Origin of the sequence: Caballeronia grimmiae (assembly GCF_022879615.1) — a bacterium.
GTDB classification, from domain to species: Bacteria; Pseudomonadota; Gammaproteobacteria; order Burkholderiales; family Burkholderiaceae; genus Caballeronia; species Caballeronia grimmiae.
Map to the genome: position 1 here is coordinate 489,452 of NZ_CP084273.1, position 20,435 is coordinate 509,886.

Sequence of the window (20,435 nt, forward strand, 5' to 3'; positions counted from 1 at the left end):
GAGAATGAACCAGCCGGTTGCGCCCTGGCGCGCATCGAAGGTGGCGTTGTGTGCGGCGGTTTTCGCGGTCGTGAGCCTGTCGCTCGCGGTGTTCGCAGCGGATTTGTCGCCGGTATCGGACTTCGGGCCATCGGAGCCGGGTTTCAACGGCGGCGCGCAGATGGCGCGTGTTTCGCAAGCCGGCGCGGGGAATCGCATGGTTGGGGTGCAGGCCGGCGCGAATGGCTTGATGGCGAATCAGGCGGGCGTCGCGAACGCGGCTGCAATCGCGCAGGGCGGCAATGGCAACTGGACGGCGCTTGCGCAGACCGGCAGCGGCAACCAGTACGAAGGCGTGCAGGCGGGCGTCGCCAACCGTTCCATCGCCGTGCAGAACGGCAGCAATAACGCAGCGACGGTCACGCAGGTCGGCTCGTCGATGTCGTCGCAAGTGACGCAACTCGGGGTCAACAACGAGGTCGCCATCTTGCAGAGCCGCTACGGCGCGACGCTGCAAGTCATGCAGAACGGCAATGGCGCGAGGGCGTCGGTTCTTATGAAGTAGCAACGTTTTTCCGCCAGGGCGTGATGCCAGGGCGCGAGGAGACCGCAGTAAAGAAGGTGCAGGTCGTTGAGGCCGGAGCGCGGCAGGGGCTGAACTCCGTCAAGCAGAGAAGTCACTCAAAACATAAACCACGAGGCTATAAAAATGAAAGTCAAGGCATCTATCATCGCTATGGGTCTGGCCGCGCTCGCATCGGGCTCGGTATTTGCAGCAGGTTTCTCGGCCAATGAATCGGCGACGGTTTCGCAATTCGGCGAATCGAACAAGGCGACCGTCGACCAGCAATCGTCGACTGGCGACCGCGTGAGCGTGCTGCAAGACGGCAACGGCGCGAAGGCCACGGTGACGTCGAAGGACGGCGGCTTCAACCGCACGGACATCGCGCAAAACGGCGCATTCCGCGGTGATTCCGGCCTTGTCGCCAACGTGACGCAAGATCGCGCACTGGGCGAGCGCACGAGCATTACGCAATCGGGCAGCAACTCGACGGCCAACGTCACGCAAACGGCATCGGCCGGCGACAACGACAGCATCCGCCAGAACGGCACGAACAACACCGCGAAGATCACGCAGACGAACGCGGCCGGCAATACGGTGAACATCGATCAAGGCCAGGGCAAGGGCTTCGCCCGGCTCGACGGCGGCAGCGCCACCGTCACGCAGACGTCGACGTTCGGCAATAACGTGCAGATCTCGCAGACCGGCGACCACGGCATCGCGAACGTGGAGACCACCGGCGGCGGCCTGAACAAGACCGCCATCACGCAAACGGGCGGCGGCACGGATGCGTATGTCGGCCAGCACAGCGAACTGGGCGATACCGTTTCGATCAAGCAGGACGGCTCGGCACTCGCCAAGGTGTTCTCGAACAACGGCGGCGGCAACAAGACGACCATCGAGCAAAGCGGCGCCTATGCACCGAACTTCGCGCAAGTGAACCAGGGCAATGCCGTCAACGAAACGACGACGATCGTTCAGAGCGGGCCGCTGTACAACAAGACCTACGTGAACCAGTACAACGAGTCGAACGACCACACGTCGGTGACGCAATACGGCAGCACCAACGAAGCCACGCTCACGCAGCAGAACGGCGGCCGCAACGTGCTGACCTCGTTCCAGGGCGGCTCGAAGAACACCGCGAATCTGACGCAGCAAGCCGCGGTCGAATCGTCGCTGCTGTCGGTGCAACTCGGCGATCTGAACGTGGCCAACGCGACGCAGTCGGGCAAGGACGAAGAACTGCTGCTGACGCAAGTCGGCTTCGGCAACAGCGCGACGGCTTCGCAATCGGGCACGGGCAACAACGCGTACATCGGTCAGTCGGGCTACGGCAACGTGGGTTCGGTGACGCAGGTCGGCGCGGGCAACACGGCGATCGTTTCGCAAAGCGGTGCGAAGAACACCGCGACCATCTCGCAGCGTTAAGCATCGACGAGACGGAGCGAAACTTGCGGGCGGCATGCGGCTTTCGGGCCGTATGCCGCCCGCTTTTTTGCTGCGGGCCCATATCAGCCAGTTTCGCGAGAAAGTGCTATGGTCGTGCGCGACGAAATCTCATTACGACCACGCCCATGAAAACCACCATCGCGGCTGTCAGCCACGCGGCAGGCCTCCTTCTTTTCGCATCGACCGCATGGGCGCAATCCAGCGTCACGATGTATGGCCGTGTCGATGGCGGCATCGAATATCTGAATCATGTCGCCAATGGCGCGGGCGGCAATTCGACGCGATGGAGCGCCGAAGGCGGCGACTGGGGCACGAGCATGTGGGGGCTCAAGGGTGTCGAAGACCTGGGCGGGGGCATGAGCGCCGTCTTCAACCTGGAAACGGCGCTGCAGATCATGAACGGCAGAACAGGCGGCGATCGCATGTTCTCGCGGCGGGCCTATGTCGGCCTGAATTCGAAGACGTGGGGCCAGATTCAGGCGGGCCGCAATCTTTTCATCGATAGCGACGGCGTGTGGGAATTCGATCCGTTCGTGCAGGAGGCGGTGTCGTCGGCATCGCTCGTGCGAGGGCGCAACTGGCAGCAGACGAGCAACAACGTCGAGTATCACAGCCCCGTGTTTCATGGCTTCGACGTGCAAGGACAGTATGCCTTCGGCAATCAGCCCGGCGCGTTCAACAGCGGCGCGCCCGGCGAATTCGGCAGGTCCGAGGGCGTCATGCTGACGTACCATTCGCCGCTTCTCGACGTGCGCGGCATCTACGACGAACTGCGCGATCAGAACGGGCGGCTCAGCAACATCTTCTCGTCGTCGCGCGAGTACTTCGTCGGCGCGAATCTCAAGGTGGACAAGTTCAAGGTTCAGGCCGCTTATACGCACTACGCCGCACCCGATTCGCCGGCAGGCGTCGCCGATAGCGCCGATCACTACTGGCTCGGCGCGACGTATCAGGCGACGCCGCAATGGGCCGTCACGGCAGCGGGCTTTTATATTCATGTAGGCGAGGGCGCGGGCGATGCATCGCATGATCCCGCGAGCCACGCAACGCTCTATGCGCTCGGCACCACCTACAACTTCACGAAGCGCACCTTCCTCTACGGCACCGTGGCCTACGTGCGCAACAGCGCGAACGGCACGTTCTCGGTGTTCGCGACGCCGCGCAACGCCGATGTCAGCACGAGTCCGCTGGCCGGCGAATCGCAGACGGGCGCGTATGTCGGCATGATGCACATCTTCTGATCGTTTAAGATACGCCGCCTCGATAGTCGACTCATTAACGCGGAGTGTGCTTCATGATTCAGCCCGGCAACGTATTCAAGGACAACCTCGCTCAATTGCCTTCCATCGACGGCATCGAGCGTATTGATCTCATCGACGGCAAAGGCGCGGTCACGGCCAGCATCGAAAACAAGCCTGGCAAGCAGGGCTCGCTTGCCGTCTATCACTATCTGAAGCAGGCGTTCGGCACGCTGGATGCCAAGGCCGCCGAACACGGCCTCGCGGTGTTCGCCGAACATACGGCGGATGCGCGCAATCGTCCGGGGGCGCATCCGAATGTCGATCGCCTGCTGGATATCGTTGCCGGCGGTGAAGCGTTGAAGATCGACGTGATCGCCGCGGCCTGAGCGTCGGCGAAAAAAAAGGCGGCCCGCGATGGCCGCCTTCGAATAGCGATTCGGAACGCGCTATCGCAACTGCACCCGCTCGATCTTCTTCACGATCACGAGATAGCTGAATACGGTAATCAGCGCGTTGACGCCGACGAACGCGAGCGCCCCGTTGAACGATCCCGTCGTCGCGACGAGATAGCCGATCACGATCGGCGTCACGATGCCCGCGACATTGCCGAACATGTTGAAGATCGAGCCCGACAGGCCGATGGCTTCCTTCGGGGAGGTATCCGCGACCACGGCCCAGCCCAGCGCGCCGATGCCTTTGCCGAAGAACGCGAGCGACATTAGCGCAACCACGATCCAGTCCGTGTTTACATAGTTGCAGCCGATGATGCACGACGACAGCAGCATGCCGCCGACAATCGGCGCCTTGCGTGCCACGGTCAGCGAATGTCCGCGTCGAATGAGCGAATCGGAGAGCACGCCGCCGAGCACGCCGCCCGTGAAGCCGCAGATCGCGGGCAGCGACGCGACGAGTCCCGCTTGCAGAATCGTCATGTGACGCGCCTGAACGAGGTAGATCGGGAACCACGTCAGGAAGAAGTACGTCAGCACGTTGATGCAGTACTGCGCGAGATACACGCCTAGCAGCATGCGATTCGTGAGCAGTTGCTTCACGACGGGCCAGCCGACCGGGCTGCCCTTATCGGCGCTGCCTGAACCGCGCTCACGCTGATGTCCCCGCACGAGGCCGCCGCCTTGCTCGATGTACTCGAGTTCATTGCGATTGACGCGCGGATGATCGGCGGGGTTCTTCATCACCGAAAGCCAGACGATGGCGAGCATCAGGCCCGCAACGCCCATCACGATGTACACATGATGCCAGCCGAACGCATGCGTAAGCCACGCCATCAGCGGCGTGAAGACGACAGCCGCGAAGTATTGCGCCGAATTGAAAATGGCCGATGCCGTGCCGCGTTCCTTCGTCGGGAACCAGCTCGCGACGACCTTCGCATTGGCGGGGAAGGCCGGCGCTTCGGCCGCGCCCATCATGAAGCGCAGCACGAACAACGCGGTGACTGCCGCTGCTGCGCCGCCAAGCAGGCCGATCGCGCTTTGCAGCAGCGTGAACAGCGACCACAGGAAGATGCTGGCCGCATACACGCGGCGCGCGCCGAAGCGGTCGAGCAGCCAGCCCGCCGGAACCTGAGACAGTACGTATGCCCAACTAAATGCCGAGAAGATATAACCCATGCGGATGGCGTCGAAGCCGAACTCCGCGCGCATGGCCGCGCCCGTCACCGACAACGTGGCGCGGTCCGCGTAATTGAACGTCGTGATCGCGAAGATCAGCAGCAGAATGACGTAACGCACTTTCGTGCGCTTCATGACGTCGGCGGGATGGGCGGCGCGGCTCATCGACATGAACTTCTCCTCGTCTCCGGTGCTTCATGCACGAAGGGCCGCACGCGCGGCCCTTTTCGATGCGGGCGCGCGTGACTGTCTGCGTGCCCGTTGCGATGCTCGCCGCTTATTGCGAGCCGAGCTTCTTGATGAGCACGTCGAGCTGGCCCATCTCTTCTTCGGTCAGGTCGATGAGCGGCGCGCGCACCGGGCCTGCGTCGTGGCCGACGAGCTTCGCGCCCGCCTTGACGATGCTCACCGCATAGCCTGCACGGCGGTTGCGGATGGCGAGGTACGGCAGGAAGAATTCGTCGATCAGCTTGCCGGTGGTTTCGTGATCGTTCGCGGCGATCGCGCGATAGAAATCCATCGCCGTCTTCGGGATGAAGTTGAAGACCGCCGACGAATAGACCGGCACGCCCAGCGCCTTGTAGGCGGCGGCGTAGACTTCCGCCGTCGGCAGGCCGCCGAGGTACGAGAAGCGGTCGCCGAGGCGGCGGCGGATGGTGACCATCGCTTCGATCTCACCCACGCCGTCCTTGAAGCCGATCAGGTTCGGGCAGCGGTCGGCGAGGCGCTCGAGCATGTCGGCATTGAGCTTCGAATTGGCGCGGTTATAGATGATGACGCCCATCTTCGGCACGGCTTTGCAGACTTCTTCGGCGTGCGCCGCGATGCCTTCCTGCGATGCTTCGGTCAGGTAATGCGGCATCAGCAAAATGCCTTGCGCGCCGTTCTTCTCGGCTTCCTGCGCAAAGGCGATGGCCGTGCGCGTCGGGCCGCCCGCGCCCGCGAGAATCGGCACCTTGCCACGGCACACTTCGGTCGCCGTGCGCACGATCTGCGAATATTCAGGTTGCGTCAGCGAAAAGAACTCGCCCGTGCCGCCCGCCACGAAGAGCGCCGACGCGCCATAGGGAGCGAGCCATTCGAGGCGCTCCGCGTAGGTATCGGCGCGGAAGTTGCCCTGCGCGTCGAAGTCGGTCACGGGGAACGAAAGCAGGCCTTCGGAAACGATTTGCTTGAGTTCTTGCGGTGTCGTCATGGTTTGTTGTCTCGGTGAGGAGCGTGCGGCAGGTGCAGCGCTTATAGGTCATCGTACAACATCGCTCCACACCGAACAAGCGTGAACATTGGCATCGCTGTAAAATGAAGGGTAAATACCGAGGAACGGTCAATGGTTATGTTGTAGGATGACATAACTCCAGAAGTCGGCTCAATGGCGCCAAGGATCATCAGAATGAATCAGCCCCCGCTTTATATTCGCGTGCATCCCGAAGACAACGTGGCGATCGTCGTGAACGACGGCGGTCTCGGGGAAGGCGCAACTTTCTCCGATGGCCTCGTGCTGCGCGAGCGCGTGCCGCAAGGGCACAAGGTCGCGCTGAAGGACCTCGCGGAAGGCGATGCGGTCATCCGCTACAACGTGGTGATCGGCTATGCGCTCAAGCCGCTGCCGAAGGGTAGCTGGATCAACGAGCACGTGCTGCGTATGCCGACGCCGCCCGAGCTGCATGACTTGCCGATCGCGACCATCCAGGCGCCCGACACGTCGCCGCTCGAAGGCTTCACGTTCGAGGGGTATCGGAATGCGGACGGCACGGTCGGCACCCGCAATATCCTCGCGATCACGACGACCGTGCAATGCGTCGCGGATGTCGTGCAGCACGCGGTCGACCGCATCAAGGCGGAGCTGTTGCCGCGTTACCCGAATGTCGACGATGTCGTGAGCCTCGGTCACACATACGGCTGCGGCGTCGCTATCGAAGCGCCCGACGCGATGGTGCCGATCCGCACGGTGCGCAACATCGCGCTGAATCCGAACTTCGGCGGCGAAGTGATGATGGTGAGCCTCGGCTGCGAAAAGCTGCAGCCCGAGCGCCTGATGCCGCCGGGGACGATCCCGATCGCCGCGGCCGCCGTGGATGACGCGATCGCGGACATCGGCGACATGGAGAGCGAGGACAACGGCGCGGCGGTCGTCTTGCAGGACGAGGTGCACGTCGGCTTTCAGTCGATGATCGATTCCATCATGCGCATGGCGGAAACGCACCTGAAGCGGCTCAACAATCGCCGCCGCGAGACGTGCCCCGCGTCGGATCTGGTTGTCGGCGTGCAGTGCGGCGGCAGCGACGCGTTTTCCGGTCTGACCGCGAACCCGGCGGTCGGCTTCGCGACCGATTTGCTGGTGCGCGCGGGCGCGACGGTCATGTTCTCGGAAGTGACGGAAGTGCGCGATGGCGTCGCGCAACTCACCGCGCGAGCGGCGAATGGCGAAGTGGCGGCGGCGATCATCCGCGAGATGCAGTGGTACGACGATTATCTGAAGCGCGGCGGCGCGGATCGCAGCGCGAACACGACGCCGGGCAACAAGAAGGGCGGGTTGTCGAACATCGTCGAGAAGGCGATGGGGTCGATCGTGAAGTCGGGATCGTCGACGATTTCGGGCGTGCTGTCGCCGGGCGAGAAGGTCAGGCAGAAGGGCTTGATTTACGCTGCGACGCCCGCGAGCGATTTCATCTGCGGCACGCTGCAACTGGCGGCGGGCATCAACCTTCACGTGTTCACGACCGGGCGCGGCACGCCGTATAGTCTCGCGGAAGTGCCGGTCATCAAGGTGGCGACCCGTTCCGATCTGGCGCGCCGCTGGCACGATCTGATGGATGTGAACGCGGGCACCATCGCGACCGGCGAAGCGACGATCGGCGATGTGGGCTGGGAGCTGTTCCGGCTGATGCTGGATATCGCGAGCGGGAAGAAGCAGACGAAGGCCGAGGCGCTGAAGCTGCATAACGCGCTCGTATTGTTCAACCCGGCGCCGGTGACCTGAAGCGAGAGGCGTGGTGTTGGCCCGCGAAAAGCCCCGATTTTTCGGGGCTTTTTTGCGTTTGCGCGGTTACCGACGCCTCTCCATATGCTGCACATGTAAGCTACTCATCTGCCAGCCCACCACTAACCGCCATGCTCAAAATCAACCCCACCCGCCTGCTGAACGACCTCAACCACCTGCGCACCTTCGGAGCCACCGGCCCCGGCGTCGTGCGCCTGTCGTTATCAGCCACGGACATGACCGCGCGCCGCTGGCTCGTCGACCGCATGCGCGATGCGGGCCTCGATGCCTCCATCGATGGCGTCGGCACCGTGTTCGGCCGCTCGCGCAACGCCGGCCCCGCGCTGCTGATCGGCTCGCACACCGACACGCAACCGACAGGCGGCTGGCTCGATGGCGCATTGGGCGTGATCTACGGCATCGAAATCGCACGCGCCCTCGCCGAATGCGAAGAGACCAAACACCTCGCCGTCGATGTCGCTTCGTGGATCGACGAGGAAGGCACGTTCTCCGGCTTTCTCGGCAGCCGCAGCTTCGTCGGCGATAAAGTCGACGATGCGATCCGCCACGCGCGCAATCGCGAAGGCGTGCTACTCGCCGATGCGCTCGCGCAAGCCGGCATTGCAGACGCACCGCGCGTTCGCATCGACGAGGCGCGGCACAAGGCGTATATCGAGCCGCATATCGAACAGGGCGGGCGGCTGGAGGCGGGCGGCAAGTCGCTCGGCGTGGTGACGACGATCGTCGGCATACGCGAGCTTGCGCTGCGCTTCACCGGCCAGCGCAATCACGCGGGCACGACGCCGATGGCTATCCGCCGCGATGCGGGCGCGGCGCTCGTCGCGTTCATCGCGCGCATGGACGATGCGTTCAGACAACTTGCCGATGCGGATACGGTATGGACCGTCGGCCGCATCGAACTCGATCCGGGTTCGTTCAGCGTCGTGCCCGGACGGGCGGACATGTACCTGCAATTCCGCGATGCCGATTCCGCGCGACTCGATGCGATGGAACGCGCGCTCGCCACGCTGATCGACGCGTTCAACGCAGAAAACGGCGTGCACGTGGAAATCTCGACGAGCGAGCCGCCCGAGCAACCCGTCGTGATGAACAGCGCATTGCAGACGCATCTCGCCGATGCAGCCGAAGCGCTCGCGCCCGGTCAATGGGAGCGCATGCCGAGCGGCGCATCCCACGATGCGCAGGTCATCGCGCATCATTTGCCGGCGTGCATGCTGTTCGTGCCGAGCATCGGCGGCGTCAGTCACGACTTCATCGAAGATACGGATGAAGCGCATATCGTGCTGGGATGCGAGGTCGCGGCGCGGGCCGCCGCAAGCATCCTGCACGAACTGAATCGTCATTCGTGACCGCGTGTCATCAATGAAGTGACGCGTGCGGCATCGGTTGAACGATGGCGTTGTCCTACGATGCGAGGCTTCTGCATACGGAGGAATCAACGATGTACGCCATCACAGGAATCACCGGACAAGTCGGCGGGGCGCTCGCCAATGCATTGCTCGAAGCGGGACAACGCGTGCGCGCCGTCGTGCGCGATGCGAGAAAGGGCGATGCGTGGCGCGCACGCGGCTGCGAAGTCGCCGTCGCCACGATGACCGATGCCGACGCCCTCGCGCAAGCCTTCGAAGGCGCACACGGCGTCTTTATCCTGTTGCCGCCCGAGTTCGATCCCGCGCCGGGTTTCCCGGAAGCGCGCGAAGTCATCGATGCAATCGTCGCGGCGGTGTCGCGTGCCAAGCCGCGCAGGATCGTGTGTCTGTCGACCATCGGCGCACAGGCCGCGCAAGAAAACCTGCTGACGCAGCACACCTTGCTTCAGGAGGCGCTCGCGAGTCAGCCGATCCCCGTTGCGTTTCTGCGCCCCGGCTGGTTCATGGAAAACAGCGCATGGGACGTGCAATCGGCGCGCGAAGAAGGCATCGTCCATTCGTTTCTGCAACCGCTGGATCGCGCCATTCCGATGATTGCAACCGGCGATATCGGTAAAGCCGCCGCGAAGCTGCTACAGGAAGCGTGGCAGGGACATCGCATCATCGAGCTGGAAGGGCCGAAGCGCGTGAGTCCCGACGATATCGCCCGTGCATTCGCGACGGCGCTCGGCAAGCCGGTGCGCGCACAACCGGTGCCGCGCGACACCTGGCAAGCGTTGTTCGAGCAGCAAGGCATGCGGCATCCGATGCCGCGCATCCGTATGCTCGACGGCTTCAACGAAGGATGGATCGACTTCGAAAAGCCGCGCGACGAAATCATCAAGGGCGATGAATCGCTCGAGTCGGTGATTCGCAAGCTCGTGGCCTGAGGCGATCACTTCCCTTCGGCTTGAGCCACGTCCTCGTCACGCTCCCAGCCGCCGCCCAGTGCGAGGAACAGGTTCACCTGATCCACCGCGACCTGGCCTTCCGCCGCCGCCACTTGCGCGGCGACGTTGGTCAGCGTGCGCGTCGCATCGAGGTCGGCGATAAACGATTCGCGCCCCGCCGAATACAGCCGATGCGTCTCGTCCGCCGATTGCACCGCCGACCGGTACGCCGTCCGAAGGTTATCGGCGCGGGTCGTATCGGACGCATAGGTGGCGAGATTGCTTTGCGTTTCGCGCAGCGCGTTCAACACGACGCCGTCGAAATGCGCGAGCGCGCCGCCCGATGCCGCCTCGGCCTGCTGCACGCGTGCGCGCTGGCCGTTGATCGGGAAGTTCCAGTTGATGAGCGGGCCGAACGCCCAGCGGTTCGTCGTCGCGCCCAGCAGGTCTTGCGCGATACCGACCGATCCCACCGACGCGCCGAAGCTCACCGACGGATACAGCGCCGCCGTCGCCACGCCGATGCGCGCCGTCGATGCCGCCAGTTGCCGCTCGGCCTGCCGCACATCGGGGCGGCGTTTGAGCAGCGCGGCGCCATCGCCGACGGGAATCGGCTGGCGCAGCTTCGGCAGTCTGTTGCATGCGAGCGCGGCGGGCGGCAGCGCGGAAGGCGCACGCGCGAGCAGCATCGCCAGACGATACTGCGCCACGCGTCGGCGAGCGACGTATCGCGGGATATCGGCGGCGAGCGTTTCCGACTGCGTTTGTCCGCGCGTGACTTCCGACTGATTGCCGCGCCCCGCATTGCGCAGCCGCGTGGTCAGCCTCACGCGCTCGCGCTGCAATTCCAGCGACTTCTGCGCGATGGACAGCTCTTCGGCCGCCGAGCACGATTCGACATAGGCGCGCACGACATCGGCGACCACCGTGATGCGCGCGAGATCGGAGGCGGCTTCGACCGCTTCATCGTCGGCGACGGCGGCTTCGATACCGCGCTTCAGCTTGCCGAAAAGGTCGAACTCATACGACACGCTCAGTTCCAGCGCACCTTCGTTCACGACCGGCAGCTTCTCCGTCAACAAGTACTGTTCCGCCGATTCCTGCGCGCGCTGGAACGCGACCGAGCTCTTGCTCGAAAAGCCGCCTTGCCGGTTTGCGAATTCGACTTCGGCGCGCGAGCGGGCGAGATTGGCTGCAGCCACACGCAGGTCCGCGTTCGATGCGAGCGCTTCGCTAACAAGCTCGTCGAGCGCGGGATCGTCGTAGAGACGCCACCATTTCGAAGGCGCCGTGCCTCGGGTGACGGGCGCATCGGCGGCGCCTTCGATCGGCGCGTTCGCATACGGCGCGTTGACCGCCGCGCCTTCGGGCAGCTTGTAGTCGGGGCCTACGGTCATGCAGCCGCCGAGTGCGAGCATCGACGCAAGCAGCGTGAGGCCGAGGCGTGGCGTCTTCATGCGTGCAATGCCTTTCATTGCGATGCGCCCGAAGCAGCCGCGCCAGCGGGAACATGCGCCGGCAGCGGCGATGCAGGCGCCGTCGCGGATGCCGGCTCGTTGCCCGCCGGCGCGCGACGCCCGACCGCCGGACCGATGCCGCGCACCGACACCGTCGCGGTGCGGCCCGCGATCATGCGGAAATCGGCGGGAATTTCATCGAGCGTGACGCGCACCGGAATGCGCTGCGCGAGCCGCACCCAGCTGAACGCGGGGTTCACGTTCGGCAAGAGACTCGGGCTTTGCTGACGATCGCGGTCTTCAATTGCCGCGACGATGCTCTGCACATGACCGCGCAGAATGTTCGGCTCGCCCATCACCTTGATGTCGACCGGCTGGCCGATGTCGATGCCATGCAGCTTGGTCTCTTCGAAGTAGCCATCGACGCGGAACGAATGCAGATCGACCACCGACAGCACCGCTCGTCCCGCCGCTACGAACTCGCCCGCGCGCGGGGCGCGATCGTTCAGATAGCCATCGACCGGACTCAGGACTTCCGTGCGCTGCAGGTTGAGACGCGCGGTGTCGATTGCGACTTGCGCATCGGCGAGCGCGGCGGTGGCCTGCTGAACGCGCGACTGCGTCTCTTCCACCACTTCACGCGCGACGAGATTGCCGAGCGAACGGTTGCGCGCATCTTCGCGGCGCGCCTGATCGAGCGTCGCGCGGCGCTGCTGCGCGGTCGCTTCGGCGTTGCGCAGCGCGAGCGCATAGCGCGCCTGATCGATCACGAAGAGCACGTCGCCGCGTTTGACCTGCTGGTTGTCCTGGACCTTCACTTCGGTGATGAGACCGGACACGTCGGGCGCGACCTGGATGACATCCGCGCGGACGTGGCCATCGCGCGTCCACGGCGCGAACATGTAGTAATCGACCAGCTTCCACAGCACGACGGCTGCAATGGCGACGACGATGAGCGTGAGCAGGATCTGCCCGACTGAGAACCAGGTTTTTTTCACGTGATGAGCCGGTGCGAAACGACGACGACAAGCCCCAGCACCAGTACATAGATGCCGAGATCGAAAACGGAGCGATGCCACACGAAGCGATAGAAGCCCACGCGCGCGAGCACGGTGCGGATCGCCAGATTCAGCAGATAGGCGATGAACATCAGCACGAGCACGGCGGGCACGAACACGCCGAGAATGTCGATTTCGCCGATCATGCGTGAAGGTTCAATGACGAGAGTGGTTGCGCGATCATCATGCGGGCTCTTCCCTTGGCGCGTCGCCGCGTGCGTTCGTATTGGCCTGCGTTTCGGTCGCCGGCGGATGCAGCGACAGACGGACGCCGATCAGCGCGTGCAGCGTATCGCGCAAGAGGCGCTCACCCGGCAGCGCGGCTTGCGCATGCTTGCCGGCCTCTTCGATGGTGTGGGCGGCGACGCGCGCGACGGCGGCATCGATGGTCCGCACGAGCGCGGGCGGCACGGGCAGACGGTCGCGCCGGTCGATGCATTCCTGAAAGTACGCGCGAACGCCCGCGAGCACGTCGTCGATGGACGCTTGCACGTCGGCCGTGAGCTTGCGGCGCGCGCGCCGCAGATCGAGTGCATTCAGCGCCACGCGGAAGTCGCGAAAGCTCTCGATCGACGGATGCTTGTGCGAGTCCGTGCTCGCGTGGCGCGGCAGCACTTGCATCAGGCGGTCGAGCATCCGTGAGTAAAGATCGCGCTGATCGGAAATCGTCGCCGTCGATGCGCTGACGACGATATCGCGCCACGCCGAACGCGTGAGGCGCGCGACCGCGAGTTCGGAGCCGAAGGGCCGCGTGACGCGCGTCCAGACGAACGCGAAGAGCAGGCCCGCAAGGCCCGCTAGATTGCTGTTCAGAAAGACGAAGATATCGGCTTCGTAGGCGCTCTGGATGCTGAGGAACGTCGCCGTGTTCACCGCGACGAGCATGGTGATGAGCGTAAAGCGCGGGCGCGGAATCAGCGTGCCGATGATGAGGAACGGCACCGAGAAGATCACGACGAGCATCGGAAAGTCATGCACGTGAGGCAGCACCGCGAACACGTACAGCCCGGCCAGCGCCACGCTGATGCAGGTCGCGAGAAAGAACGTGAACACTTGCGGCGCGGGTTCGTCGAGCGCGGCGAAGAAGCAGCACGCCACTGCGGCCAGGGCCACGCCGCTCGCGCCATCGGCCCAGCCGGACTGGATCCACAGCACGCACGCGACGATGATCGCGCCGACCGCGACCGCCGTCGAAAACAGCATCATGCCGAGGTCGAAGAAACGCGCCGTGCCGCCGAGCCGCCAGTGACGGAAGCGCGGACGCCAGCGATGTTCGTCGTGCAGGATCGCGGCGCGCAGCGTGCGGATGTCGCGCCATACGTCGATGACCTGGCCGAGCCGCCACAGCGCGCTCGAGAACAGCGCGCCGTCTTCACTCGCGAGGGCTTCAGCCGATGGCCGCATCGCCGCGATGCGCTCGCGAAACGCGTCGGGTTCGCGGTCCGTTTCGGCGGGATCGTGTTCTTGCGGGGCGGGCAGCGAGATCCACTTCGCGACATCGGCGAGCAGCGCTTCAAGCCCTTCCGGATGCGTGCCCCGCCTGACGATGAGTTCAATGAGCGGATCGGCAAGCGATGAAATCAGCGGCAGGAAAATCTGCATGCGCCCCTGCAACGCCCGCGCGCGCCGCACGATATCGGGGCGCGTGTGATCGTAGGTCAACTGGCTCAGCAGCACCTCGAGGCCGTTGACCGTGGCCGCGAGCCTCTGGCGCGCCGCCGAAATCTGCGCGCCGGCGAGGCGGCCCGAGAGCGTTTCGCTCGCATAGAAGGCGGCGTCGCGGAACCAGGCGTCGGTGCGCTCGATGAGCGTCGGCGCAAGACGGCTCGGAAAGAACACCGTCCCGACGATGCTCGCCACGACGATGCCGAGCGTGATCTCTTCGGTGCGCGAGATCGCGAGATCGAACACGGCAGTCGGATTCGTGACGGCGGGCAGCGCGATCAGCGGCAGCGTATAGCCCGCGAGCAGGAAGACATAGCTGCGCGCGGTGCGGTCGAACATCGAGAGCAGCAGCAGCGTGCCCGTCCATAACGCGACCAGCACGCTAAAGAAGATCGGCGATTCGACGAAGGGCGGCACGATCACCACCGCGCCCGCCGCGCCGATCACCGTGCCGAGCGCGCGATACAGCGCCTTCGAGCGCGTCGCGCCGACGAACGGGTTCGAGACGATATAGCAGGTGGCCATCGCCCAGTAAGGACGCGGCAATTCGAGTGAAAGCGCGATGTAAAGCGCAATCATCGCGGCTGCGAAGGTCCGCGTGGAAAACAGCCATTCGCGTGCGGACGGAAAATTCATGGTGCGGGGGTATCGCGCCTGCCGCTGGCTGCATCGACCGATGCATTGAACACGCTGAGCACGCGCAGCGTCGTTTCGAGGTCTTCGCGGCTGACGTCCTTCAGAAGCCGTTCGCGCAACGAGACGAGCCGCTCTTCCATGCGCGCGGTGACGGCGCGGCCTTCATCGGTGAGCGAGATGGTCTTGGCGCGCTTGTCCTCGGGATCTTCGTCGCGCCGCACGAGGCCGGCGGCGCACAGTTGATCCAGCAGACGGACGAGCGATGGTCCTTCGATCCCGATATGCTCGGCCAGCGCGACCTGCCGCACCGCTTGCCCGAGCCGGTGCGCGGCGAGCAAGGGCACCGCGCACGCCTCCGATACGCCGTATGAAGCGAGCACGCCGTGGCTCGTGCGCCGCCAGCGGCGCGCTGCCAGTACGAGCGTACTGCTGACCGAACGGCGCAGGAGATCGATGGAAGTCATGGGCCGGGATTATAGCGGCTGTTTCATTCGTTAGCGTGCTAACTATTCGGGGTTTCCCGAGTATGTTCGCCCTGCGTTCGGCGACGCGCGGCGCTCGGGAAATATGTCGTGCTATCTTGCCGATTCGACCATCCGCCGGGCCAGCCATGCCGATCAGTTACCTCAGGGACCTGACCTCGCCGAGCCGCACCGACTCCGCCAATCGCCGGCTGGGCTGCGCGCTCGCGTTCGTTGCGGGCGCGGCCAATGCGGGCGGCTTTCTGGCCGTGGGGCAATACACGTCGCATATGTCGGGGCTGGTGTCGTCGGTGGCGGATCACCTCGTGCTCGGCCAGATGGCGTTCGCGTTCTCCGCGATCGGCGCGGTGCTCGCGTTTCTGGCGGGCGCGGCGACGTCGGCGCTGCTCATCAACTGGGGACGGCAGCGCGCCGCGCAGAGCGTGTTCGCGACACCGCTATTGCTCGAAGCCTGCCTGCTGCTCGCGTTCGGCGTGCTCGGCGCGAACCTGGAGACGCATCGCGTGTGGGACGTGCCGGCGACGGTCGCGCTTCTTTGCTTCGTGATGGGCTTGCAGAACGCGATGATCACGAAGATATCGAAGGCGGAGATCCGGACCACGCACGTGACGGGGCTGGTCACGGATATCGGCATCGAACTGGGCAAGATTCTTTACTGGAACCGAGGCGTATCGCGCGGCGACGCGCGGTATGTGCGCGCGAATCATGCGCGCCTCACGCTGCTCGGTTCGCTGCTCGGCATGTTCGTGGCGGGCGGTTTCGTGGGCGCGCTCGGCTTCGCGCATCTCGGCTTCATGGCGACGGTGCCGCTCGCCGTGCTCCTGCTGCTGTTCTCATCGGTGCCGGTGGTAGATGACTTGTCGGCGGTGCGGCGGCGCAGGTAAAGCCGCGCACGCGTCGGTCGGTCGGCGTCCGGCCTCGCATCGTCGAATAGAATCCTTCGCGTCGATCATTCACTACAAGCGAAGGATTCAGCCAATGAAGCCCACCATGCTGCGTTTGTTCGCAGCGGCCGTTCTCTCCGCGTGCTCGCTCTCGGTATTCAGCCAGACGACTCCCGACCCCATCCGCCATATCGTCGACACGGAGATCACGCCGCTCATGACTCGCGACGACATCGCGGGCATGGCGGTCGGCGTCATCGCGAACGGTGAGACGCACGTGTTCACTTACGGCGTGGCGTCGAAGCAAACGGGCAAGCCCGTCACGGGCGATACGCTCTTCGAACTCGGCTCCGTCAGCAAGACCTTCACCGCGACGCTTGCGTCCTGCGCGCAGTTGCAAGGCGAGCTTTCCTTTGGCGATCCGGTGAGCAAGCACGTTCCCGAGTTGCGTGGCACGCCATTCGGCGACACAGTCACGCTGCTCGATCTCGCGACGCACACGCCCGGCGGCCTGCCCCTGCAAGTGCCCGACGACGTGCACGACAACGCGCAACTGATGCAGTATTTCAAGGCGTGGAAGCCGCGTTACCCGGCGGGCACGTATCGCACGTATGCGAATCCGGGCATCGGCATGCTCGGCTTAATCACCGCAAAGACGATGCGGCAAGACTTCGATGCGCTCATGCAGCAGCGCCTCTTTCCCGCGCTGAGCCTGACGAGTACCTATATTCAGGTGCCCGCCGCTCGCATGAAGGACTACGCGCAGGGTTATGCGAAGGACGGCGCGCCGGTTCGCGTCAGGCCGGGCGTGCTGTCATCGGAAGCGTACGGCGTGAAGGCGACGGTCACGGACATGGTGCGCTTCGTTCAGGCGAACATGAACGATGCAGCGAACATCGACACGACCTGGCAGCGCGCGATCATCGCGACGCACACCGGCTACTTCGTCGCCGGGCCCATGACGCAGGATCTCATCTGGGAGCAGTATCCGTATCCCGCGCGATTGCAGGCTTTGCTCGACGGCAACTCGCCCGCGATGGCGCTCGAAGCGCAACGGGTCGAACGCATGCAACCGCCGCAAGCGCCGCGCGGCGATGTGTGGATCAACAAGACGGGATCGACGAACGGCTTCGGCGCGTATGTCGCCTTCGTGCCGGGCCAGCATGTTGGCATCGTCATGCTGGCGAACCGGAACATCCCGAACACGGAACGCGTCGCGGCGGCGTATGCGATCGTGACAGCCCTGCTCGATGCAAAAGCGGGCCGCTAGCGCTCTTCGTCGCGATAGACGTCGAGCGCGGTCGTGCGCAGGGCGTCGATCATTACGTTCGCGGCGGGCGAGAGCAAGCCGTCCGCCCGCGTGACGATGCCGAAGTCGTCCATCTGACAATCCATCGGCAGCGGAAGCATCTCCGTGACGCCATGACGCGCGTAGTAGAGCGCGACATCCTCGGCGAGCACCGCGATCATGTCGCTTTGCTCCAGCAAGCGCGTGATGAACAGAATGGCCGCCGTCTCGACCACGTTCGATGGCGGCGCAAGACTCGCACGCTGAAACATCAACTCGAAGCGATGCCGCAACACGCTGCCCGCCGGCGGCACGAGCCACGCGCACGGCTGCACATCGGCGAGCGTAAGCGCCGGGCTTTCCAACAACGGATGCCCCGAGCGCACGACGGCGCGCACCGGCTCGCCGCTCAACGGCTCGTAACGCAGTCTCAGCTTGTCATGCTCCGCCGAAAGCCTGCCGATGACCACGTCGAGTTTCTCTTGCGCAAGCCGTTCGAGCAGCACGTTGCTCGCATCGATCTCGACGGACACGCGGATGTCCGCATGCGCGCGTTTCACAGCCGCGACTGCCGCGGGCAGAAGCCGCACGCCCGGCGACGTGATCGCGCCCACCGCCACATGCCCGAGCCGCCCTGACTTCAACGCGACCAACTCTTCCTGCGCCTGATCGAGGCTGCCGAGCACGGCACGCGCGTGGCGGACCATTGCATCGCCATACAGTGTAGGACGCATGCCGCGCGGCCCGCGCTCGAAGAGCGTGACGCCGAGCGTCTCTTCCAGTTCGCGCAGGAGCTTCGACGCGGCAGGCTGCGTCATATGCAGCGCAGTGGCCGCGCGATGAATGTTGCCTTCTTCCGCCAGCGCGACGACGAGCATCAACTGTCGCGTCTTCAGCCGGTTGCGGATATACCAGGGAGTTGAATTCAGCATCAACATCTAAGGGTTTGCACGAATGCTGATTTGAATATGGGGAAGGTCGAACATTTCATTGGCAGATTATCACGCGCTCTCCTATCCTTCGCCGAATCGACTTCTGAAAATGGACTCATACATGTCGGCATCGAAACCCAAGCTGCGCTCACAACAATGGTTCGGCACCGCCGACAAGAACGGCTTCATGTATCGAAGCTGGATGAAGAATCAGGGCATTCCCGATCACGAATTCGACGGCCGGCCGGTCATCGGCATCTGCAACACCTGGTCGGAACTGACGCCGTGCAACGCGCACTTCCGCAAGATCGCCGAGCACGTGAAGCGCGGCGTATACGAAGCCGGCGGCTTCCCTGTCGAATTCCCCGTGTTTTCCAATGGCGAATCCAACCTGCGTCCGACCGCGATGCTCACGCGCAATCTCGCGGCGATGGACGTCGAAGAAGCGATTCGCGGCAATCCCATCGATGCCGTCGTGCTGCTCACCGGCTGCGACAAGACCACGCCCGCGCTCCTGATGGGCGCGGCAAGCTGCGATGTGCCGGCCATCGTCGTGACGGGCGGGCCAATGTTGAACGGCAAGCTCGACGGCAAGAACATCGGTTCCGGCACGGCGGTCTGGCAACTGCATGAGTCGCTAAAGGCGGGCGAGATCGACCTGCATCAGTTCCTGTCGGCGGAAGGGGGCATGTCGCGCTCGGCGGGCACCTGCAACACGATGGGCACCGCATCGACGATGGCGTGCATGGCCGAAGCGCTCGGCACGTCCTTGCCGCACAACGCGGCGATTCCAGCCGTCGATGCGCGCCGCTACGTGCTCGCGCATATGTCCGGCATTCGCATCGTGGAGATGGCGCTCGAAGGGCTGACGCTGTCGAAGATCCTGACGCGCGAAGCCTTCGAGAACGCGATCCGCACCAATGCGGCCATCGGCGGCTCGACCAACGCCGTCATCCATCTGAAGGCGATCGCGGGGCGCATCGGCGTGCCGCTGGAACTGGAAGACTGGACGCGCATCGGCCGCGATACGCCGACCATCGTCGATCTGATGCCTTCGGGCCGCTTCCTGATGGAAGAGTTCTATTATGCGGGCGGCTTGCCGGCGGTGCTGCGGCGTCTAGGCGAAGCAAACCTGCTGCCGCATCCGGACGCGCTGACGGTCAATGGCAAGACGCTGTGGGAGAACGTGAAGACGGCGCCCAACACGAACGACGAAGTCATCCGCGAACTGAGCAATCCGCTGATCGCCGATGGCGGCATTCGCGTGCTGCGCGGCAATCTCGCGCCGCGCGGCGCGGTGCTGAAACCGTCGGCGGCGAGCCCCGAACTGCTCAAGCATCGCGGGCGCGCGGTCGTGTTCGAGAACCTCGAGCACTACAAGGAACGCATCGTCGATGAAACGCTCGACGTCGACAAGGACTGCGTGCTCGTGATGAAGAACTGCGGGCCGAAGGGTTATCCGGGCATGGCCGAAGTGGGCAACATGGGCTTGCCGCCGAAGCTCTTGCGTGAGGGCGTGAAGGACATGGTCCGCATTTCCGATGCGCGCATGAGCGGCACGGCGTATGGCACGGTGGTGCTGCATGTCGCGCCCGAAGCGGCGGCGGGCGGGCCGCTTGCGGCGGTGCGCGACGGCGACTTTATCGAGCTGGATTGCGATGCCGGCACGCTGCATCTCGACATCAGCGACGAAGAACTCGCGCGCCGCATGGAAGGTCACGTGCCGCCGAAAGTGTGGGGCGATGGCGGCTATCAGCGTCTCTACGTCGATCACGTGCTGCAAGCGGACGAAGGCTGCGATCTCGACTTCCTCGTCGGCAAGCGCGGCGCGGAAGTGCCGCGTCACTCGCATTGAACCGGCTACGGAGAGCATC

Annotated in this window: 18 protein-coding genes; 10 read left to right on the top strand and 8 right to left on the bottom strand. The window is 64.4% G+C overall.

Annotation, left to right across the window (positions count from 1 at the left end; genetic code table 11):
* Positions 1 to 4 precede the first annotated feature (4 nt).
* The 4 genes from LDZ21_RS21495 (at position 5) to LDZ21_RS21510 (ending at position 3,617) form a co-directional block, all read left to right on the top strand.
* A complete protein-coding gene (locus tag LDZ21_RS21495) occupies positions 5 to 544 on the top strand; it encodes a hypothetical protein (protein ID WP_244795937.1) in 540 nt (179 codons plus the stop codon).
* A 144-nt stretch (positions 545 to 688) separates the two neighbouring features.
* The gene (locus LDZ21_RS21500) at positions 689 to 1,969 is read left to right on the top strand and encodes a hypothetical protein (RefSeq protein ID WP_244795938.1); all 1,281 of its coding nucleotides are present in this window, start codon (positions 689 to 691) and stop codon (positions 1,967 to 1,969) included.
* Positions 1,970 to 2,115: 146 nt separating this feature from the next.
* Positions 2,116 to 3,231 (top strand): porin, encoded by a 1,116-nt coding sequence (locus tag LDZ21_RS21505; RefSeq protein ID WP_244795939.1) that lies wholly within the window; start codon positions 2,116 to 2,118, stop codon positions 3,229 to 3,231.
* Positions 3,232 to 3,284: 53 nt separating this feature from the next.
* Complete coding sequence (locus tag LDZ21_RS21510; RefSeq protein WP_244795940.1) at positions 3,285 to 3,617, top strand: DUF2322 family protein; 333 nt, start codon at positions 3,285 to 3,287, stop codon at positions 3,615 to 3,617.
* A gap of 60 nt (positions 3,618 to 3,677) precedes the next feature.
* Here LDZ21_RS21510 and LDZ21_RS21515 read toward each other — a convergent pair whose 3' ends face one another.
* Both LDZ21_RS21515 and kdgD read right to left on the bottom strand, forming a co-directional pair.
* Positions 3,678 to 5,030 (bottom strand): MFS transporter, encoded by a 1,353-nt coding sequence (locus LDZ21_RS21515; RefSeq protein WP_244795941.1) that lies wholly within the window; start codon positions 5,028 to 5,030, stop codon positions 3,678 to 3,680.
* A gap of 106 nt (positions 5,031 to 5,136) precedes the next feature.
* Positions 5,137 to 6,054 carry a 5-dehydro-4-deoxyglucarate dehydratase gene (kdgD, locus tag LDZ21_RS21520; protein ID WP_244795942.1) on the bottom strand — a complete coding sequence of 306 codons (918 nt, stop codon included), beginning with the start codon at positions 6,052 to 6,054 and terminating at the stop codon, positions 5,137 to 5,139.
* A 195-nt stretch (positions 6,055 to 6,249) separates the two neighbouring features.
* On the opposite strand from kdgD, the gene garD reads away from it, so the two are divergent.
* The 3 genes from garD (at position 6,250) to LDZ21_RS21535 (ending at position 10,159) form a co-directional block, all read left to right on the top strand.
* Positions 6,250 to 7,839, top strand: a complete 1,590-nt coding sequence (gene garD / locus LDZ21_RS21525) for a galactarate dehydratase (protein ID WP_035960132.1) — start codon at positions 6,250 to 6,252, stop codon at positions 7,837 to 7,839.
* Between the two features lie 131 nt (positions 7,840 to 7,970).
* Positions 7,971 to 9,209, top strand: coding sequence for a Zn-dependent hydrolase (locus tag LDZ21_RS21530; protein ID WP_244795943.1), 1,239 nt, complete (start codon positions 7,971 to 7,973; stop codon positions 9,207 to 9,209).
* A gap of 92 nt (positions 9,210 to 9,301) precedes the next feature.
* Entirely contained in the window at positions 9,302 to 10,159 is an 858-nt protein-coding gene (locus tag LDZ21_RS21535; RefSeq protein ID WP_244795944.1) for an NmrA family NAD(P)-binding protein, read from the top strand.
* Positions 10,160 to 10,164: 5 nt separating this feature from the next.
* On the opposite strand, the gene LDZ21_RS21540 is transcribed toward LDZ21_RS21535, so the two are convergent.
* From LDZ21_RS21540 to LDZ21_RS21560, 5 genes are read right to left on the bottom strand one after another with little or no spacing between them, the layout of a single operon-like run.
* Positions 10,165 to 11,616 (bottom strand): efflux transporter outer membrane subunit, encoded by a 1,452-nt coding sequence (locus tag LDZ21_RS21540; protein ID WP_244795945.1) that lies wholly within the window; start codon positions 11,614 to 11,616, stop codon positions 10,165 to 10,167.
* 14 nt (positions 11,617 to 11,630) lie between these two features.
* Entirely contained in the window at positions 11,631 to 12,614 is a 984-nt protein-coding gene (locus tag LDZ21_RS21545; protein WP_244795946.1) for an efflux RND transporter periplasmic adaptor subunit, read from the bottom strand.
* Positions 12,611 to 12,820 (bottom strand): DUF1656 domain-containing protein, encoded by a 210-nt coding sequence (locus LDZ21_RS21550; protein ID WP_244795947.1) that lies wholly within the window; start codon positions 12,818 to 12,820, stop codon positions 12,611 to 12,613. The genes LDZ21_RS21545 and LDZ21_RS21550 overlap by 4 nt, the downstream gene beginning before the upstream one ends.
* Positions 12,821 to 12,857: 37 nt before the next feature.
* Positions 12,858 to 14,975 (bottom strand): FUSC family protein, encoded by a 2,118-nt coding sequence (locus LDZ21_RS21555; protein ID WP_244795948.1) that lies wholly within the window; start codon positions 14,973 to 14,975, stop codon positions 12,858 to 12,860.
* Positions 14,972 to 15,439 carry a MarR family winged helix-turn-helix transcriptional regulator gene (locus LDZ21_RS21560; protein WP_244795949.1) on the bottom strand — a complete coding sequence of 156 codons (468 nt, stop codon included), beginning with the start codon at positions 15,437 to 15,439 and terminating at the stop codon, positions 14,972 to 14,974. The genes LDZ21_RS21555 and LDZ21_RS21560 overlap by 4 nt, the downstream gene beginning before the upstream one ends.
* A gap of 146 nt (positions 15,440 to 15,585) precedes the next feature.
* On the opposite strand from LDZ21_RS21560, the gene LDZ21_RS21565 reads away from it, so the two are divergent.
* Positions 15,586 to 16,341, top strand: a complete 756-nt coding sequence (locus LDZ21_RS21565) for a YoaK family protein (protein ID WP_244795950.1) — start codon at positions 15,586 to 15,588, stop codon at positions 16,339 to 16,341.
* A 94-nt stretch (positions 16,342 to 16,435) separates the two neighbouring features.
* Entirely contained in the window at positions 16,436 to 17,611 is a 1,176-nt protein-coding gene (gene ampC / locus LDZ21_RS21570) for a class C beta-lactamase (RefSeq protein ID WP_244795951.1), read from the top strand.
* Here ampC and LDZ21_RS21575 read toward each other — a convergent pair.
* Complete coding sequence (locus tag LDZ21_RS21575) at positions 17,608 to 18,561, bottom strand: LysR substrate-binding domain-containing protein (RefSeq protein WP_244795952.1); 954 nt, start codon at positions 18,559 to 18,561, stop codon at positions 17,608 to 17,610. The two genes, ampC and LDZ21_RS21575, sit on opposite strands and share 4 nt — an antisense overlap.
* Positions 18,562 to 18,682: 121 nt before the next feature.
* Here LDZ21_RS21575 and LDZ21_RS21580 point away from each other — a divergent pair, with 121 nt between their 5' ends.
* On the top strand, positions 18,683 to 20,416 hold the full coding sequence (locus LDZ21_RS21580) for an IlvD/Edd family dehydratase (protein WP_244795953.1): 1,734 nt from the start codon (positions 18,683 to 18,685) through the stop codon (positions 20,414 to 20,416).
* The last annotated feature ends 19 nt before the right edge of the window (positions 20,417 to 20,435 follow it).

What these genes read in the sequence shown, in the direction of transcription:
- LDZ21_RS21510 (WP_244795940.1), top strand. Translation starts at nt 3,285, where the DNA reads ATGATTCAGCCCGGCAACGTATTCAAGGACAACCTCGCTCAATTGCCT.
- LDZ21_RS21580 (WP_244795953.1), top strand. Translation starts at nt 18,683, where the DNA reads ATGTCGGCATCGAAACCCAAGCTGCGCTCACAACAATGGTTCGGCACC.
- LDZ21_RS21505 (WP_244795939.1), top strand. Translation starts at nt 2,116, where the DNA reads ATGAAAACCACCATCGCGGCTGTCAGCCACGCGGCAGGCCTCCTTCTT.
- kdgD (WP_244795942.1), bottom strand. Translation starts at nt 6,054, where the DNA reads ATGACGACACCGCAAGAACTCAAGCAAATCGTTTCCGAAGGCCTGCTT.
- LDZ21_RS21495 (WP_244795937.1), top strand. Translation starts at nt 5, where the DNA reads ATGAACCAGCCGGTTGCGCCCTGGCGCGCATCGAAGGTGGCGTTGTGT.
- LDZ21_RS21540 (WP_244795945.1), bottom strand. Translation starts at nt 11,616, where the DNA reads ATGAAGACGCCACGCCTCGGCCTCACGCTGCTTGCGTCGATGCTCGCA.
- LDZ21_RS21535 (WP_244795944.1), top strand. Translation starts at nt 9,302, where the DNA reads ATGTACGCCATCACAGGAATCACCGGACAAGTCGGCGGGGCGCTCGCC.
- LDZ21_RS21560 (WP_244795949.1), bottom strand. Translation starts at nt 15,439, where the DNA reads ATGACTTCCATCGATCTCCTGCGCCGTTCGGTCAGCAGTACGCTCGTA.
- LDZ21_RS21515 (WP_244795941.1), bottom strand. Translation starts at nt 5,030, where the DNA reads ATGTCGATGAGCCGCGCCGCCCATCCCGCCGACGTCATGAAGCGCACG.
- LDZ21_RS21575 (WP_244795952.1), bottom strand. Translation starts at nt 18,561, where the DNA reads ATGCTGAATTCAACTCCCTGGTATATCCGCAACCGGCTGAAGACGCGA.
- LDZ21_RS21500 (WP_244795938.1), top strand. Translation starts at nt 689, where the DNA reads ATGAAAGTCAAGGCATCTATCATCGCTATGGGTCTGGCCGCGCTCGCA.
- LDZ21_RS21530 (WP_244795943.1), top strand. Translation starts at nt 7,971, where the DNA reads ATGCTCAAAATCAACCCCACCCGCCTGCTGAACGACCTCAACCACCTG.
- ampC (WP_244795951.1), top strand. Translation starts at nt 16,436, where the DNA reads ATGAAGCCCACCATGCTGCGTTTGTTCGCAGCGGCCGTTCTCTCCGCG.
- LDZ21_RS21550 (WP_244795947.1), bottom strand. Translation starts at nt 12,820, where the DNA reads ATGATCGGCGAAATCGACATTCTCGGCGTGTTCGTGCCCGCCGTGCTC.
- LDZ21_RS21565 (WP_244795950.1), top strand. Translation starts at nt 15,586, where the DNA reads ATGCCGATCAGTTACCTCAGGGACCTGACCTCGCCGAGCCGCACCGAC.
- LDZ21_RS21555 (WP_244795948.1), bottom strand. Translation starts at nt 14,975, where the DNA reads ATGAATTTTCCGTCCGCACGCGAATGGCTGTTTTCCACGCGGACCTTC.
- garD (WP_035960132.1), top strand. Translation starts at nt 6,250, where the DNA reads ATGAATCAGCCCCCGCTTTATATTCGCGTGCATCCCGAAGACAACGTG.